Raw genomic sequence first — 15,177 nt, 5'->3', positions numbered from 1 at the left:
CCGTCAGCGCGGACAATCCATGACCTGATCCGCCTGATTTCCCAGCGCCACGCTGGCAATGGCAAACTGCGTGCCTTTTGCGGCCTCCAGCACGAACGGTTGATCGATGTGATGCATGTCGACGCCGAGCGCACGGAAGCAACGGAGGGGAATGCCCAGGCGCGTCCACTGCCCGGGCTTCACCTTGCCCAACTGGGCGCCAAGCTCGATGTGCCCCCCGCAACTCTTTCCGCATCCCATGCTGGCCCATGCGCCGGTCTTGGCCAGAGCATCGACGCGCAAGGTCACGACCAGCATCGAATCGCTGGTCGCTTCGCGGTCGAGATCAAGTGGCGCCTTGGCGTGAATCGCGAGACGTGCGCCATCTTTGCCCCAGGCAAACTGCCGCGCATCTTCCTGTGCCTTGTAGTCGACACCCGTCATGCGCAAGCTGCCGTCCGTGGTCACCGAGGTCGCTGCTTCCCCGGCGGACGCAACACCGTCCGCACCCGTCAGCATCAACGTATAGCCACGAACCGGTTTGCCGTGCTCGACATAGCTATCCGTCGGAGCCGGTGCTTCGGTGATGCCCGATTCTTCAGGCAGCCTGGGCAGCGTTTGATGATCGGCATAAGTCAGGCCATGGCCTAGCGGGAACAAGGGCGCACCGTGGCCCTGCACGGCGGTGCTGGGCCAGGTGTAGGCCAGCCTGCCGCGGAAATCGTTGGCCACGCGGCCATCACGCGTGCGCAACAGCACGTCGGCCACGCCGCCACCCTCGCTGCCCGGTAGCCACGCCGCCACGAACGCATCGGCGGCATTGATCTCGCGATTCACCCATAACGGGCGCCCACTCAGGAACACCGCGACCACCGGGATGCCTTCGCCGCGCAAATGACGGATCAAGGCGAGATCGCGATCGTCGCCCGGGCGATACAACAGATTGGGAAGATCGCCCTCGAACTCGGCGTAAGGATCTTCCCCGAATACCACCACGGCGACGTCAGGCTTGGCCGTGTAGTGCCCGTCCGCCGCGATCTCGGCAGAGCCTCCCGCGGCCTTGACCTGCTCTGCGATACCCGCACCGATCGATTGTGCGCCCGGGAAGTCTTCGTTCTTGAAGCCGGCACCCTGCCAGTTCAGCGTCCAACCGCCACTTTGGCGGGAAATATTGTCCGCGCCATTGCCCGCCACCAGAAGGTGCTTGCGAGGGTCGAGCGGTAACAGCCCATCGTTGTTTTTCAACAGCACCAGCGACTCGCGCACGGCGCGCCGCGCCAGCGCGCGATGCGCCGGACTGCCGACGATCTCAGCCGCCTTGGTCGCCAGAGGCTGCCCCGATGGCAATCCTGCTTCGAACAAACCGGCGCGAAGCTTGACGCGCAAGATCCTGGCGACGGCATCATCAACCCGCGCCATCGGAATCACGCCCGACTTCACTTCTGCCAGCGTGTGATCGTAAAGACCACGCCAGCTATCGGGCGCCATCAACATGTCAACGCCCGCATTGATGGACGCGGGGCAGTCTTCCTTGGTGCAGCCAGGCACCTGGCCATGGCCGTTCCAATCGCCGACCACGAAACCCTGGAAGTCCATGCGTCCCTTGAGCACATCGGTGAGGAGCGCCTTGTTGCCATGCATCTTCACCCCGTTCCAACTCGAGAACGAAGCCATCACCGTCTGCACACCTGCGTCGATGGCTGGCGGATAACCCGCCGCGTGCAGGGTACGCAGCACGTTTTCACTGACTTCGGTATCGCCTTCGTCCTTGCCATTCCGGGTGCCGCCATCGCCAAGAAAATGCTTGGCGGTGGCGACCACATGGGAGCTGTCGAGAAATTGCGGCGTTCCTACTTTGCCTTGCAGACCTTCGACCATGGCGGCGGCATACTCGGCCACCAGTTTCGGATCTTGCGAATAGCCCTCGTACGCTCGCCCCCAACGTAGATCCTGCGGCACCGCGATGGTGGGGGCAAACGTCCATGAGATGCCGGTGGCGCGCACTTCCGCCGCCGTTGCAGCGCCAATTTCGCGTATCAGCGCGGGATCGTGCGCCGCGCCCAGCGCCGAGTTCTGCGGAAACAGCGTGGCCCCGGTGGTGTCGTTGTGCCCATGCACGGCGTCGATGCCAAACAGCAGCGGGATGGCGACATGGCCATCACGGGTATCCATCGAGGCGTGGTAGAACTCATCCGAGAGTGCTTTCCACTGCTCGGGCGTAGCAAACCTCTGACCATGGGGTTTGGAATCGCCACCAGCCAGGATCGAGCCCAGGCGGTATTTGCGCACATCGTCCGGCGTCACGGTGGTGATATCGGCCTGGATCAATTGGCCGACCTTTTCTTCCACACTCATCTTCGCCATCAAGGCCGCGACCCGCTTCTCCAAACTCGCATCGACGGGAAACGGCCAGGTGGCGCGCGGCCACTGCCCGGGATGCACGGTGGTCGATTCGACCGCGAGCGCCGGACCGGAACCACAAATCGCGCTGGCCAACGCGGCAGCGATGAGAGACGAGCGGGTATGGGATAGCAACACGGGGCGCCCCTTGGCGATCAAGCTGGGTAACCGATGATAAGCGACCACATCGTCCATCGGCGTGATAGCCGGACCCGCTATGGCGTGGCTGAACCCAAGCGCGGGTCGGGAGCGCGCGCGGTCGAGCCGCGCAGGCACAAGGAAAAATCCTGCCAGATCATGCTGCCAACGCCGTCGCGTATGACCCGCAGCAACTGGTCGGCCGCGATGCGTCCCATGTCGCGGCACGGCTGACGGATGGTCGACAGCGATGGCCAGATCTGCCGCGACATCGGCGTGTCGTCGAAACCGCAGACCGACAAGTCGCGAGGCACGGATAAACCCGCCTCGCTGCAGGCCCAGATCACGCCCGCCGCCATGTCGTCATTGGCGGCAAAGATCGCCGTTGGGGGTGCTGTCAGCCCAAGCAGGTCACGTGCAGCGGAGACACCGGAGTCGAACGTAAAATGCCCCTGCACCACCAAGGACGCGTCGTAGTGAAGCCCGCACTGGCCGAGTCCGTCGCGATAGCCGTCGAGCCGCCACGTGGTTGCGCCGTGATCGGGGTGGCCCGCGATATGCGCGATCCGCTGATGCCCCAGCGAGGACAGGTGGACCACCATCTCGCATGCGGCCTTGCGTTCGTCCAGCGCCACGCCGACGCCATCGCGATCGCGCGGCGAAATGCTGGCGAACGGTATACCCCATTCGCGTAAACGGGCCAGCAAGCCCGGGTGGTCGCTGACGGGCGAGGTGAGAATCAGACCTTCGAGACGGCGCCCGCCGACCAGGGTCTCCACTTGCTCGACAAAGTCGGGGTCATTCGCATCGACGGGTTGCATCAGCACGCTGTAGCGCCGCGCGTCGCACGCTTCCAGCACGCCGCTCTGCACCTCCATCATGTAACTGGGCGAGGGGTTGTCGTAAAGCAGCCCCACCAGGAACGAACGATTGGACGCCAGGCTGCGCGCCGAAGGATGCGGGCGATAGCCCAGCGACTGGACCACCTCTAGAATGCGCGCGCGGGTTTTCTCGCTGACATGAAGCTCGTTGTTGAGCACTCGCGAGACGGTCTTGGGAGAAACCCCCGCCACCCGGGCCACGTCCTCGATGCGTGCGCGCATAGTCACCTGAAGTAACGATCACGAAGGACGTGCCGCGTGTCACCGCGGATGAGCCTGAAGACGGCCTTGCGACCGCCATGTCCCCCCGGGGCGGAAGCCAAATCATCCTAGCATGCGTTGCGCGGACGACCAGTCTGCCCATCCTGGCCGCGCCGCGTCGTCTGCCGGCGGGCGTCTTTTCTGGAAAAATGGCGAAACGGCCCAACCTAGAGGCTGCCCCTAAACGTTCCGTTGCAGGTGATAGATCGTGATTGAGCTGGTTGGTTTCGATGGCGACGACACGCTGTGGCATAGCGAGGGCTACTACCAGTCGGCCAGCAGCGCATTCGAGAGCATCCTCGGCGAGTACGTCGACCTCGCCAATGCGCGGCTGCATGATCGCCTGCTGTCCACCGAGCGGCGCAATCTCAAGCTGTTCGGCTATGGCGCCAAGGGCATGACCTTGTCGATGATCGAATCGGCGATCGAAATGACGGCATCACGCATCAGCGCCGCCGACCTGCATCGCATCATCGAGATCGGCAAACAGGTGCTGGCGCATCCGGTGGACTTGCTACCCGGCATCCGTGCCGCCGTGGAGACGGTGGCCGCGCATCATCGGGTCGTACTGATCACCAAAGGCGACCTGTTCCACCAGGAACAGAAAGTCGCGAGCAGCGGACTGGCCGATCTGTTCCACCGTATCGAGATCGTCTCGGAAAAGGACGATCGCGCCTATCGCCGCGTGCTCGGCGAGTTCGACGTCACGCCCGAACGCTTTGCGATGATCGGCAATTCGCTCCGTTCGGATATTGCACCCGTCGTGCAACTGGGCGGCTGGGGCATCTACATGCCTTATCACGTGACCTGGGCGCACGAGACCGATACCGATTTCGTCGACCACGCATCACGCGTGGTCCAGGTCGAAGCCCCAGGCAGCATTGCCCAGGCGCTCGAGGAGTTGCAGTCCCGTGCTGCGGCCTGACCCCACCCCCAACGTCGCTGGCGCCGCGTCACTCGACCAGGACCGCGCGCGCCTACGCGATTTCATCGAGGCGCATCCGCGCCTGTTCGTGCTGACCGGCGCCGGTTGCAGTACGGACTCCGGCATCCCGGACTACCGCGACACGAATGGCGGCTGGAAGCGGCCTCAACCGGTCACCTACCAGGCCTTCATGGGTGAACGTGCCACACGCCAGCGCTACTGGGCGCGCAGCCTGGTGGGCTGGCGACGCTTTGGTCGTGCCCGGCCCAATGCCACTCACCGTGCGCTCGTCCGCCTGGAGCAACAGGGCCGGGTCGCCACCCTGCTGACCCAGAACGTCGACGGCCTGCACCAGGCGGCCGGCCAGCAAAAGGTGATCGACTTGCACGGCCGGCTCGACGAAGTCCGCTGCATGGCCTGCGCCCATCGCACGCCACGCGAAGCGTTCCAGCACGAACTGGTGCAGCTCAACCCGGCATGGGCCCTGCTCGACGCCAATGATGCGCCCGATGGCGATGCGGATCTGGAGGGTCGGGATTTCTCCGGTTTCCAGATTCCTCCTTGCCCGAGCTGCGGCGGAATCATGAAGCCCGATGTGGTGTTCTTCGGCGAAAACGTGCCGCGCGATCGTGTTGACGCCGCCATCACGTCGTTGAACGCGTCGGATGCCGTGCTGGTCGTCGGCTCGTCGCTGATGGTCTTTTCTGGGTACCGCTTCGTGGCGGCAGCAGCACGGGACGGCAAGCCCATAGCCGCCGTCAACCGCGGGCACACGCGGGCCGACCCCCTGCTTAGCCTCAAGGTCGAACAATCCTGCGCCGAGGCCCTGGCCTTCATAGCCTGAGCAGCTTGCTTTGGCCGCTCGCGCATTGTGACAATTTGATGCAAAGTAGACGGACTGGTCGGTGGGGGTGCCTCATGATTGCCAGGTTGCAGCATCGAGCCTCTCCGTCGCGGACTTCGCGAGCCAGTGCGCGGGCCAAATCGCACGCAACCCCGGAGTTCGAGCGCATCCGCCAGAATCTGGACGGCTATCTGGGCAAGGCCGTGGATGCGCGCAAGCGCCTGCTTGAGCAACCCTACGACCCGAAGCAGCTGCATGCATGGCGCGTCAGCTTGAGACGCGTTACCGCCACGCTGAACAGCGTGACGCATCTTTCCGATGATGGCCTGGACGATGTCGTATGCCATCTACGGGCCTGCCGCGAAGCCACCGGCCACTGCCGCGACGTCGACATCCTCGCCCAGGAGACCCTGCCTGCCTTCCTGCGTGAATGTCCTGTGATACCTCCGCCGGCGGCGATGATGCAGCAAGCCGTCGCCGAGCTGCAGGGCCGGGCGCACGCGCTGGCCATCGCCTCCCTGAAAAAAACCAGCCTGGCAATTCCCGTTCAATCCTGGCGTCACTGGGCAGCCGCCATCGATCCACCGAGCGACCGACGCATTCGGGAAAACGCGGCCGCGGTGATCGACGACCGTTTCAACGCGGTGAAAAAGCGCATTGCCAAGCTCAATGGCGGCAGGAAGCGCCTGCATCGCCTGCGCGCAGCCATCAAGAAACTGCGCTACAGCATGGAGTTGTACCAGCACTTGTTTCCCAAGCGCGCGGCAAGCGCCTGGCTCAAGCAGCTAGCTGACCTGCAAGCTCACTTGGGCCGCGCCCATGATCGACTGATGGGGCGAGATCTGGTCGCCACACTTCCGCTGGCCGATGACGACCAGGACCCGGTCAAGGCGTTCCGGCGCTGGGCTCGGAAGTCAGCCTATGACGCGTCCAGCAAGATGACGCAATCCCTGACCAAGCTGGACAAACTGAGCCACTACTGGCGCAAAGCGCCCTAGCGGCGCGAGCGGAAGAACTCCCGCAGCATGCTGGACGATTCCTCCGCCAGCAGTCCGCCTTGCACTTCCACGCGATGATTGTGGCGATCCGAAACCAGCGTATCGAACACGCTGCCGGCGGCCCCGGTCTTGGGATCGGTAGCGGCATACACCACGCGCCCGATACGGGCATGCACCAGCGCCATCGCACACATCGCACAGGGTTCCAGCGTCACGTACAGCGTGGCGCCGGGCATGCGGTAATTGGCGAGTTTCTCGCCAGCGGCGCGCAGGGCCATGATCTCGGCGTGCGCGGTCGGGTCGCTCAAGGTGATATTGCGGTTCCAGCCCAGGCCAATGATGTCGCCTTCCTGCACCAGCACGGCACCCACAGGCACCTCGTTCTCGGCGTCGCGTGCATGGGCGGCCAATTGCAGGGCGCGGCGCATGTAGCCCTCGTCTTCGGCTGAAAAAGGCGGCGGCGAAAGCAGGATGTCGTCGGTCATCAGGTCGGAAAAGTCAGGCACGGCTCGCCATTCTATCGCCGACTCGGCAAAACCTTCGCCTTTGGAGCCTGTTCACCATCTCCGCGTGGCCCGCGTTGGGCCCGTGAACAGACGCTTAGCCGGCCCTCGTCATCGAGACCACAAAATCGAGGAAGGCCCGCACCTTGGCCGACGGGTGATGGCGCGACGGATACAGCGCGTAAAGAGGGAAGCGCTCGTCCGGCCAATCGGGAAAGAGTTCGATAAGCTGCCCATCGGCGAGCCATCGCTCGGTTCCCAAGGCCATGACCTGGGCGACGCCGTAGCCAGCCAGGCAGGCGCTGTGCAGGGTACCGCCATCGTTGACGATCAGCCGGCCCGCCGTCCTCACCACCAGCGTCCGACGCTTGCGGTGGAATTCCCAAGGAAAGGTTCGCCCGGTGGCCGAATCGCGAAATTCGATGCAGACATGCGCGCCGCCCTCCAGACTTTGCGGCATACCGGGGCGTCCGTGGCGCCGAAGATAGGACGGCGCCGCCACAGTCAGGATGCGCGTGTCCAGCAGCTTGCGCGCGACCAAGCCCGATATAGGAGGCTCGCCGAAGCGTATGGCCAGGTCAAAACCCTCGGCGACCAGGTCACCCAGCTGGTCGCGGGTCACCAGCTCGAGCTCCAAGTCCGGATGCGCATCCATGAACTCGCCCAGCCGAGGACCGAGCATCAGCCGCGAAAAGAGCGGGTCCATGTGGACGCGAAGCCGGCCGCGCACTGCCGTGGCGCCTTGGGCGGCGCTGGCCGCAGCCTCCTCCAGCCCGGCCAGCAGAGGCAGCACCTGGGCATGGAAACGACGGCCCTCGTCGGTGAGTGCCACCGAACGCGTGGTGCGATTGAACAGGCGAATGCCGAGCCTTGCCTCCAGCCGGGCTATCGCACGGCTGACACCGGGTGGCGACATGTCCAGAACGTCGCCCGCAGCGGCGAAACTGCCGCTGTCGACGACCGCCGCGAAGACGCTCATGCCGTTCAACATGCGTTCGTCGAAGGCCATGCATTCGTGCCTTTTTGTCATTTATCAAATGACATTGATGTTATCGCGAAACTATTACACGAGGCGGAGAATGCGGCCCATCGCGAGTACATCGCCTCAAGGAGTCACCGAAATGTTTGCCATCATGGGAGTCACCGGTCAGGTCGGCGGTCACGTTGCACACCGACTGCTCAGCGCCGGCCAACACGTGCGTGCTGTCGTTCGCGATGCCGCCAAGGCAGAGCCCTGGATTAGTCGAGGCTGTGAGACTGCGCTGGCGCCGATCGATGACGTCGAGCGCCTGACCAGCGCGCTCCATGGTGTGGACGGCGCTTTCCTGATGATTCCGCCTGACTACGATCCGGCACCCGGATTTCCGCGAATCCACCAGATCATCGACAGCATTTGCACCGCCATCGAAGCGGCTCGCCCCGGCAAGGTGGTGTTCCTCTCGAGCGTCGGTGCGCATGTCGAGGAATTCTCCCTGCTCAACAACGCAAGGATGATCGAGCAGGCCTTGGGCACCCTGCCCGTGCCAATGGCTTTCGTTCGCCCCGCCTGGTTTATGGAAAACGCGGCCTGGGATGTAGCAACGGCCCGAAACGGTATGGCGCCCAGTTTCCTGCAGCCGTTGGACCATCCGATTCCGATGGTCGCCACGGCCGATATCGGGCGTACCGTGGCGGACGTGCTGCTGGAGCAGTGGACCGGCTCCCGCGTCGTTGAGCTCGAAGGCCCGCGGCGCTACTCGGCCAACGATATTGCCGCCGGACTCGCTACAGTGCTTGGCCACCCCGTTCGCATGGAGCCCGTACCGCGCGACACCTGGGAGGCACTTTTCCGCACTCAGGGCATGCAGCATCCGGAGCCGCGCATGCGTATGCTGGACGGATTCAACGAAGGCTGGATCGACTTCGAGCACGGCCCGGACACGTTGCGCAAAGGAACCGTCACGCTGGACAGCGTATTGCGCGAGCTGGTCGAACGCAGCCGCTGAGCAAGCCCCGTTGCCGACACCGTAACCGCGGTGCCTGCGCCCCGCCCCCCGTCCTTGTCGATAGTGGAAATGCCCATGCCCCTGCCGGAAAACCGCACCGCCCTCATCGTCGGAGCCTCGCGCGGGCTGGGTCTCGCCCTGGCGAACGAATACCTGAAACGCGACTGGCGCGTGATCGCCACGGTGCGAGGGTCACGACACACGCTCTTGCACGATCTCGCTGCGGCATCCGAAGGGCGCTTGCAGATCGAGATGATTGACATCAATGCGCGCGACGACGTCGCCAACCTGCGCCAACGACTCGACCAGCGCCATCTTGACCTGCTGTTCGTCAATGCCGGCGTCGCCATCGATCCGGACGTTGCGATCGGCAAGGTGAGCACCGAGGATTTCGTCACCGTGATGGTGACGAACGCGCTAAGCCCGATGCGTGTGATCGAAGCCCTGCACGCCCTGGTGCCACCGAGCGGCACGATCGTCGCGATGTCCTCGGACCTCGGCAGCGTGTCCGACAACGTCGATGGTGGCTGGGAGGCCTATCGGGCCAGCAAGGCGGCCCTCAACACGCTGATGCGCAGCTTCGCTGCCCGTCACGCCGGTGACCCGCGCAGCTTTTTGCTCATCGCTCCCGGCTGGGTGCGCACGGATATGGGTGGACCTGAGGCCGAACTATCGATCGAGGAGAGCATTCCCCGCGTGGTCGACACGGTCAGCGCGCAGGCCGGCGTGCCCGGCCTGCAGTACCTGGATTACCAAGGCCGCATCGTAGCCTGGTAGAGAAACTCCAATAAAGTCACGAAATATCAAATAGATATATGACTTTCTTGAGAACCTCGAGCGTGAAGCGCTGACGAAACCTTATTCCCACTCGATGGTTGCAGGTGGCTTGCCACTGATGTCATAAACGACACGAGAAACACCGCGCAACTCATTGATAATGCGATTCGAAACCTTGCCAAGAAAGTCGTATGGCAAGTGCGCCCAATGCGCGGTCATGAAGTCGATCGTCTCCACCGCGCGCAGCGCGATCACCCATTCGTAGGCACGAGCGTCGCCGACCACGCCCACCGACTTCACCGGCAGGAACACCGCGAACGCCTGGCTGGTCTTGTCGTACAGATCCCAGGCACGCAGCTCTTCGATAAAGATGGCGTCGGCGCGGGCCAGCAGCTCGGCGTACTCCCGCTTCACCTCACCAAGGATGCGCACACCGAGGCCGGGACCGGGGAACGGATGGCGATAGACCATCTCGCGCGGCAGACCCAGCTCCACGCCGATACGGCGCACTTCGTCCTTGAACAGCTCACGCAATGGCTCGATCAGCTTGAGCTTCATGTGCTCAGGCAAGCCACCCACGTTGTGGTGGCTCTTGATGACATGGGCCTTGCCGGTCTTGCTGCCGGCCGACTCGATCACATCAGGGTAGATGGTGCCCTGCGCCAGCCACTTCACATGGCCGTCGCCCGACGCCGTGACCTTGGCCGATTCCTCGTCGAAGATCTCGATGAACAGGCGACCGATGATCTTGCGTTTGGCTTCCGGGTCGGCCACGCCTTCCAGCGCCTTGAAGTAGCGCTCAGCGGCGTCGACGCGAATCACCTTGACGCCCATGTGCTCGGCCATGGTGGCCATCACCTGGTCGCCTTCCTTCCAGCGCAGCAGGCCGGTATCGACGAACACGCAGGTGAGCTGCTTGCCGATGGCCCGGTGCAACAGCGCCGCGACCACGGAGGAGTCCACGCCGCCGGACAAGCCCAGCAGCACATGATCGTCACCCACCTGCGCGCGCACGCGCTCGATCTGGTCCTCGATGATGTGCGCTGCCGTCCACAAAGTCTGGCAACCGCATATTTCCGTGACGAAACGCTTGAGCAGCGCATTGCCCTGTTTGGTATGCGTCACTTCCGGATGGAACTGCACGCCGTACCAGCGCTTGTCCTCGTTCTCCATCACGGCGACCGGAATACGGTCGGTCATACCGGTGATGACGAAGCCCGGCGGCGCCTTGGCGACATGGTCGCCATGGCTCATCCACACATCGAGCCGATGCCCGTTGTCGTGATCGCTCAGGCCATCAAACAGACGGCTCTTGGTGACGATGTCGACTTCGGCGTGGCCGAACTCGCGGGCGTCCGCCGCCTCGGTGGCACCGCCCAGCTGCGCGGCCAGGGTCTGCATGCCGTAGCAGATGCCGAGGATGGGCAGGCCCGCATCAAACACCTGCTGCGGCGCCGTCGGTGCACCCGGCAATGTCGTCGATTCCGGGCCGCCCGAGAGAATGATGCCCTTGGCGCCAAACGCGGCGATCTCGGCCGGGTCGTGGTCCCACGCCCAGATCTCGCAATACACGCCGATCTCGCGCACGCGGCGGGCGATCAGCTGGGTGTACTGCGCGCCGAAATCGAGGATGAGGATTTTGTCGCTATGGATGTCGGTCACGGTCCGGCTCCGATGCGCGGCGAGCGGGTATCGCGCCGCGTCTGAATCTTTGGAATGCGAAGACCACATCGGGCATCACGCCCTGCACGTAGCCTTCCGTTAAAACGATGCGCCGGCCATAAGGCCGGCGCGTATCCGTTTACGAATTGAGCCGATAGTTCGGCGCTTCCTTCGTGATCTGGATATCGTGCGGATGGGCCTCGGTCACGCCGGCGCCGGTCACCTTCACGAACTGCGCCTTCTGGCGCACGTCCTCAACCGTGGCTGCACCCAGGTAGCCCATGGACGCACGCAAGCCACCGATCAGCTGGTGAATGATGTTGCTCAGCTGACCACGGTACGGCACGCGACCTTCGATGCCTTCCGGCACCAGCTTGTCAGCGTCCGCCTCGTCCTGGAAATAGCGATCCTTGGAACCCAGCGCCATCGCGCCCAGCGAGCCCATACCACGGTAGCTCTTATACGAGCGACCCTGGAACAGCTCCACTTCGCCCGGCGATTCCTCGGTGCCGGCGAACATCGAGCCGAGCATCACGGTGGACGCACCAGCGGCCAGCGCCTTCGGAATGTCACCCGAGTAACGGATGCCGCCATCGGCGATCAGCGGGATCTCGTCCTTCAGTGCCGTTGCCACCATGTCGATCGAGGTGATCTGCGGCACGCCCACGCCAGCGACCACGCGCGTGGTGCAGATCGAGCCCGGGCCCACGCCAACCTTCACCGCATCCACGCCGGCGCCGAGCAGCGCGCGCGCTGCTTCGCCGGTGACGATATTGCCGGCGATGACCTGCACCTGCGGATAATGCTTCTTTACCCAGCCCGCGCGCTCGATGACGCCCTGCGAATGGCCATGCGCGGTATCGACCACGATCACGTCCACGCCGGCATCCATCAAGGCCTCGACGCGCTGCTCGGTGTCGCCACCCACGCCAACCGCGGCACCGACCAGCAGGCGCTCGTGACGATCCTTGGCGGCGTTCGGATTGTCGCGGGCCTTCTGGATGTCCTTGACGGTGATCAGTCCACGCAGCTGGTAGTCGTCGTTGACGACCAGGACCTTTTCAATGCGGAACTTGTGCAGCAACTGCAGCACTTCGTCCTGGCTGGCGCCCTCACGCACCGTCACCAGCTTGTCCTGGCGGGTCATGATGTTGCGCACCGGATCTTCGTGCTTACGCTCGAAACGCAGGTCGCGGCTGGTGACGATACCCACCAGCTTCTCGTCCTCGACCACCGGCACCCCCGAGATATTGTGGGCGCGGGTGAGCCGCAGCACTTCACCGATCGAGGTCTGCGGACCTACCGTAATGGGGCTGCGAATGACGCCGGCTTCGAACTTCTTCACCAGGCGCACTTCGGCGGCCTGCTGCTCGGCGGTCATGTTCTTGTGGATGATGCCGATGCCGCCGTTCTGGGCCATGGTGATGGCAAGGCGGGCTTCGGTCACCGTATCCATGGCGGCGGACACGATGGGAATATTCAGGCGGAGATTGCGGGTCAGCCGCGTGGAGGTATCCACGTCGCGCGGCAGAACAACCGAATGGGCCGGAACCAGATAAACGTCGTCGTAGGTGAGAGCCTCGGCGATGATGCGCATGCGAAAAGTCCCGCTGCAAAGATGAAATTATACGCGGAACACCGCGTGCTCGCCACACGCTGCATGAACAGTTTGTTGCCGACAGCGCGACGATCGCTGCGGCAACGCCGTATCAGCCGCCGTGATGCAAGAGCGCGCGAGCCTCTGCCGCGTCCAAGGTGTTTTCCAGCAAGGTGGCCACCGTCATCGGGCCCACGCCGCCCGGCACCGGGGTAATCCAGCTGGCGCGCTGGGCGGCCGGCTTGAATTCCACGTCGCCGACCAGACGGCCATCATCGAGTCGATTGACGCCGACGTCGATCACCACGGCGCCGGGCTTGATCCATTCGCCCTTGACCAGGCCCGGCTTGCCCACCGCCACGATCACGATGTCGGCCAGGCGCACATGGCTTTCCAGGTCACGCGTAAAGCGGTGGCAACAGGTCGTGGTGCAACCGGCGATCAGCAGTTCCAGCACCAGCGGTCGACCGACGTGGTTGGAGACACCCACCACGACGGCATGCTGTCCACGCACCGGGCGATCCGTATGCCCAAGCAAGGTCATCACGCCACGCGGCGTGCACGGGCGCAGGCCAAAGCGGCGCAAGGCCAGGCGACCGATATTCACCGCCTGAAAACCATCGACATCCTTGCCCGGATCGATGCGATCCACCAGCGCATCCTCATCGATATGCTCGGGCAGCGGCGACTGCACCAGGATGCCGTGCACCGAGGGGTCGGCATTGAGCTGATCGATCAGTGCGAACAGCTCATCCTGCGTCACCGTGGAAGGGAAGTCGTGCTCGAAGGAACGGAAACCCACCTGCTGGCAGGCTTCGCGCTTCTTGCGCACATAGACGGCCGACGCGGGATCATTGCCCACCAGCACCACGGCCAGGCCCGGCTCAGCCAGCCCCTGCGCCTTGCGTTCGGCCACCCGCTGACCGATGCGATCCAACAGTTCCTGCGCGATGCGTTTACCGTCGAGGATGCGTGCGGTCATGGTCGGGGCTGCCTGCAAAGAGACGTATTATCCCGGCTCCACCGCACGCACACAAACCAGATCGGATGGCCACCATCAAACGCTTGCCCGCTTCGCTGGAACTTGCCGCCGCCACGCTTCGCCTGCGCCCCTGGCGACCGGGCGATGCCGAGGCACTGTATGAGGCCGCCCAGGAATCGATCGCGTCGGTCGGTCAGTGGCTGGCCTGGTGCCACGCGGGCTATGCATGGGAGGACGGCGTTGCCTGGATCGAACATTGCCAGTCCGGCTGGGCACGCGGCGAACCCTATGCTTTTGGCATCTTTAATAGCGAGGGCCGCCTGCTCGGCGGCATCGCGCTCAACCGGCTGGACCGCGAGCACGCCAGCGCCAATCTTGGCTATTGGGTCCGCCAGCAAGAACAAGGCAAGGGCATCGCACCGGCCGCTGTGCAGGCTGTGGCCACGCTCGCCTTCGAAAGGCTGGGACTGATACGCATCGAAATCGTTGCCGCCGCCGACAACCGGGCCAGTCGGCGCGTGGCCGAGCGCGCCGGCGCGCATCTCGATGGCATCTGCCCTAATCGCCTATGCCACCAGGGGCAAGCCATCGCCGCGGCGGTGTACTCGCTACTGCCGCCCGACGATGCCACCGAATTGGACGGGCCAACGCTGGAGGACGGCCCGTTGCAACTTCGCCCGTTTCGCCAGGCCGACCTCGACGGACTCATCACGTCATTGCACGAATCCATGGACAGCATCGGACGCTGGCAGGACTGGTGCACGTCGGCCTATACACGCGAAGACGGCCGGCGCTGGATTGCCAGGAGTCGCCTCGCCTGGCGTGGCGTGGGCGATGAATGTGCACTGGCCATGCTCGACCGTCACAGCGGCGAACTGATCGGCAGCGTCACCCTCAACCATTGGCAGACTGATTACTGTATGGCGAACCTGGGCTATTGGGTGCGCCAATCCCGCCAGGGCCAGGGCCTGGCACCTCTGGCCGTGCGCATGCTGGCGCGACATGCCCTGAAGTCATCGGAGTTGCGACGATTGGAAATCGTGGCGGTGGCGGATAACAGACCAAGCTGCCGGGTGGCCGAGAAGGCAGGCGCCCGCTTCGAGGGTATCGCCCGCCAGCGGCTGACGTTGCACGGGCAGCCACAGGATGCAGCCATGTACTCGCTTATCGCCGCCGATCTTTCCTAAGAAATTGTTCAAAATCTCTGTGTGATCAGGCGTTTCGGTCGCATGTGGCAAGCTGGCG

13 protein-coding genes are annotated in these 15,177 nt (G+C 64.0%); 6 read left to right on the top strand and 7 right to left on the bottom strand.

Annotated elements, in window-relative coordinates; genetic code table 11:
* Positions 1–3: 3 nt before the first annotated feature.
* Both OUZ30_RS08740 and OUZ30_RS08735 read right to left on the bottom strand, forming a co-directional pair.
* Complete coding sequence (locus OUZ30_RS08740) at positions 4–2,574, bottom strand: glycoside hydrolase family 3 protein (protein WP_425601486.1); 2,571 nt, start codon at positions 2,572–2,574, stop codon at positions 4–6.
* A 20-nt stretch (positions 2,575–2,594) separates the two neighbouring features.
* On the bottom strand, positions 2,595–3,620 hold the full coding sequence (locus OUZ30_RS08735) for a LacI family DNA-binding transcriptional regulator (RefSeq protein WP_266181836.1): 1,026 nt from the start codon (positions 3,618–3,620) through the stop codon (positions 2,595–2,597).
* Positions 3,621–3,867: 247 nt separating this feature from the next.
* On the opposite strand from OUZ30_RS08735, the gene OUZ30_RS08730 reads away from it, so the two are divergent.
* The 3 genes from OUZ30_RS08730 (at position 3,868) to OUZ30_RS08720 (ending at position 6,426) form a co-directional block, all read left to right on the top strand.
* Positions 3,868–4,584 (top strand): HAD family hydrolase, encoded by a 717-nt coding sequence (locus OUZ30_RS08730; RefSeq protein WP_266181835.1) that lies wholly within the window; start codon positions 3,868–3,870, stop codon positions 4,582–4,584.
* On the top strand, positions 4,574–5,428 hold the full coding sequence (locus OUZ30_RS08725) for an NAD-dependent protein deacetylase (protein ID WP_283256020.1): 855 nt from the start codon (positions 4,574–4,576) through the stop codon (positions 5,426–5,428). Before OUZ30_RS08730 ends, OUZ30_RS08725 begins: the two co-directional genes overlap by 11 nt.
* A 74-nt stretch (positions 5,429–5,502) precedes the next feature.
* Entirely contained in the window at positions 5,503–6,426 is a 924-nt protein-coding gene (locus OUZ30_RS08720) for a CHAD domain-containing protein (protein ID WP_266181833.1), read from the top strand.
* Here the strand turns inward: OUZ30_RS08720 and tadA are convergent.
* Entirely contained in the window at positions 6,423–6,911 is a 489-nt protein-coding gene (gene tadA / locus OUZ30_RS08715; protein ID WP_266183143.1) for a tRNA adenosine(34) deaminase TadA, read from the bottom strand. The two genes, OUZ30_RS08720 and tadA, sit on opposite strands and share 4 nt — an antisense overlap.
* A gap of 115 nt (positions 6,912–7,026) precedes the next feature.
* Positions 7,027–7,938: a LysR family transcriptional regulator gene (locus OUZ30_RS08710; protein WP_266181832.1), complete on the bottom strand. Its 912-nt coding sequence runs from the start codon at positions 7,936–7,938 to the stop codon at positions 7,027–7,029.
* Positions 7,939–8,050: 112 nt separating this feature from the next.
* Between OUZ30_RS08710 and OUZ30_RS08705 the strand changes: the two genes are divergently transcribed.
* Both OUZ30_RS08705 and OUZ30_RS08700 read left to right on the top strand, forming a co-directional pair.
* Complete coding sequence (locus OUZ30_RS08705; protein ID WP_266181831.1) at positions 8,051–8,914, top strand: NmrA family NAD(P)-binding protein; 864 nt, start codon at positions 8,051–8,053, stop codon at positions 8,912–8,914.
* 75 nt (positions 8,915–8,989) lie between these two features.
* Entirely contained in the window at positions 8,990–9,691 is a 702-nt protein-coding gene (locus OUZ30_RS08700; protein WP_345781044.1) for an SDR family NAD(P)-dependent oxidoreductase, read from the top strand.
* A gap of 81 nt (positions 9,692–9,772) precedes the next feature.
* Here the strand turns inward: OUZ30_RS08700 and guaA are convergent, their stop codons facing one another.
* The 3 genes from guaA to folD all read right to left on the bottom strand — a co-directional run bounded on the left by guaA (position 9,773) and on the right by folD (position 13,932).
* The gene (guaA, locus tag OUZ30_RS08695) at positions 9,773–11,353 is read right to left on the bottom strand and encodes a glutamine-hydrolyzing GMP synthase (protein ID WP_266181829.1); all 1,581 of its coding nucleotides are present in this window, start codon (positions 11,351–11,353) and stop codon (positions 9,773–9,775) included.
* A gap of 139 nt (positions 11,354–11,492) precedes the next feature.
* Positions 11,493–12,950 (bottom strand): IMP dehydrogenase, encoded by a 1,458-nt coding sequence (guaB, locus tag OUZ30_RS08690; RefSeq protein ID WP_266181828.1) that lies wholly within the window; start codon positions 12,948–12,950, stop codon positions 11,493–11,495.
* A gap of 112 nt (positions 12,951–13,062) precedes the next feature.
* Positions 13,063–13,932 (bottom strand): bifunctional methylenetetrahydrofolate dehydrogenase/methenyltetrahydrofolate cyclohydrolase FolD, encoded by an 870-nt coding sequence (folD, locus tag OUZ30_RS08685; RefSeq protein ID WP_266181827.1) that lies wholly within the window; start codon positions 13,930–13,932, stop codon positions 13,063–13,065.
* Positions 13,933–13,997: 65 nt separating this feature from the next.
* On the opposite strand from folD, the gene OUZ30_RS08680 reads away from it, so the two are divergent.
* Entirely contained in the window at positions 13,998–15,119 is a 1,122-nt protein-coding gene (locus OUZ30_RS08680; protein ID WP_266181826.1) for a GNAT family N-acetyltransferase, read from the top strand.
* Positions 15,120–15,177 lie beyond the last annotated feature (58 nt).

The organism is Dyella humicola (assembly GCF_026283945.1).
Taxonomy (GTDB): domain Bacteria; phylum Pseudomonadota; class Gammaproteobacteria; order Xanthomonadales; family Rhodanobacteraceae; genus Dyella; species Dyella humicola.
This window is presented reverse-complemented; position numbering and strand designations above follow the sequence as displayed.

What these genes read in the sequence shown, in the direction of transcription:
- tadA (WP_266183143.1), bottom strand. Translation starts at nt 6,911, where the DNA reads ATGACCGACGACATCCTGCTTTCGCCGCCGCCTTTTTCAGCCGAAGAC.
- OUZ30_RS08735 (WP_266181836.1), bottom strand. Translation starts at nt 3,620, where the DNA reads ATGCGCGCACGCATCGAGGACGTGGCCCGGGTGGCGGGGGTTTCTCCC.
- OUZ30_RS08680 (WP_266181826.1), top strand. Translation starts at nt 13,998, where the DNA reads ATGGCCACCATCAAACGCTTGCCCGCTTCGCTGGAACTTGCCGCCGCC.
- folD (WP_266181827.1), bottom strand. Translation starts at nt 13,932, where the DNA reads ATGACCGCACGCATCCTCGACGGTAAACGCATCGCGCAGGAACTGTTG.
- OUZ30_RS08740 (WP_425601486.1), bottom strand. Translation starts at nt 2,574, where the DNA reads ATGGACGATGTGGTCGCTTATCATCGGTTACCCAGCTTGATCGCCAAG.
- OUZ30_RS08705 (WP_266181831.1), top strand. Translation starts at nt 8,051, where the DNA reads ATGTTTGCCATCATGGGAGTCACCGGTCAGGTCGGCGGTCACGTTGCA.
- guaB (WP_266181828.1), bottom strand. Translation starts at nt 12,950, where the DNA reads ATGCGCATCATCGCCGAGGCTCTCACCTACGACGACGTTTATCTGGTT.
- OUZ30_RS08720 (WP_266181833.1), top strand. Translation starts at nt 5,503, where the DNA reads ATGATTGCCAGGTTGCAGCATCGAGCCTCTCCGTCGCGGACTTCGCGA.
- OUZ30_RS08700 (WP_345781044.1), top strand. Translation starts at nt 8,990, where the DNA reads ATGCCCCTGCCGGAAAACCGCACCGCCCTCATCGTCGGAGCCTCGCGC.
- OUZ30_RS08710 (WP_266181832.1), bottom strand. Translation starts at nt 7,938, where the DNA reads ATGGCCTTCGACGAACGCATGTTGAACGGCATGAGCGTCTTCGCGGCG.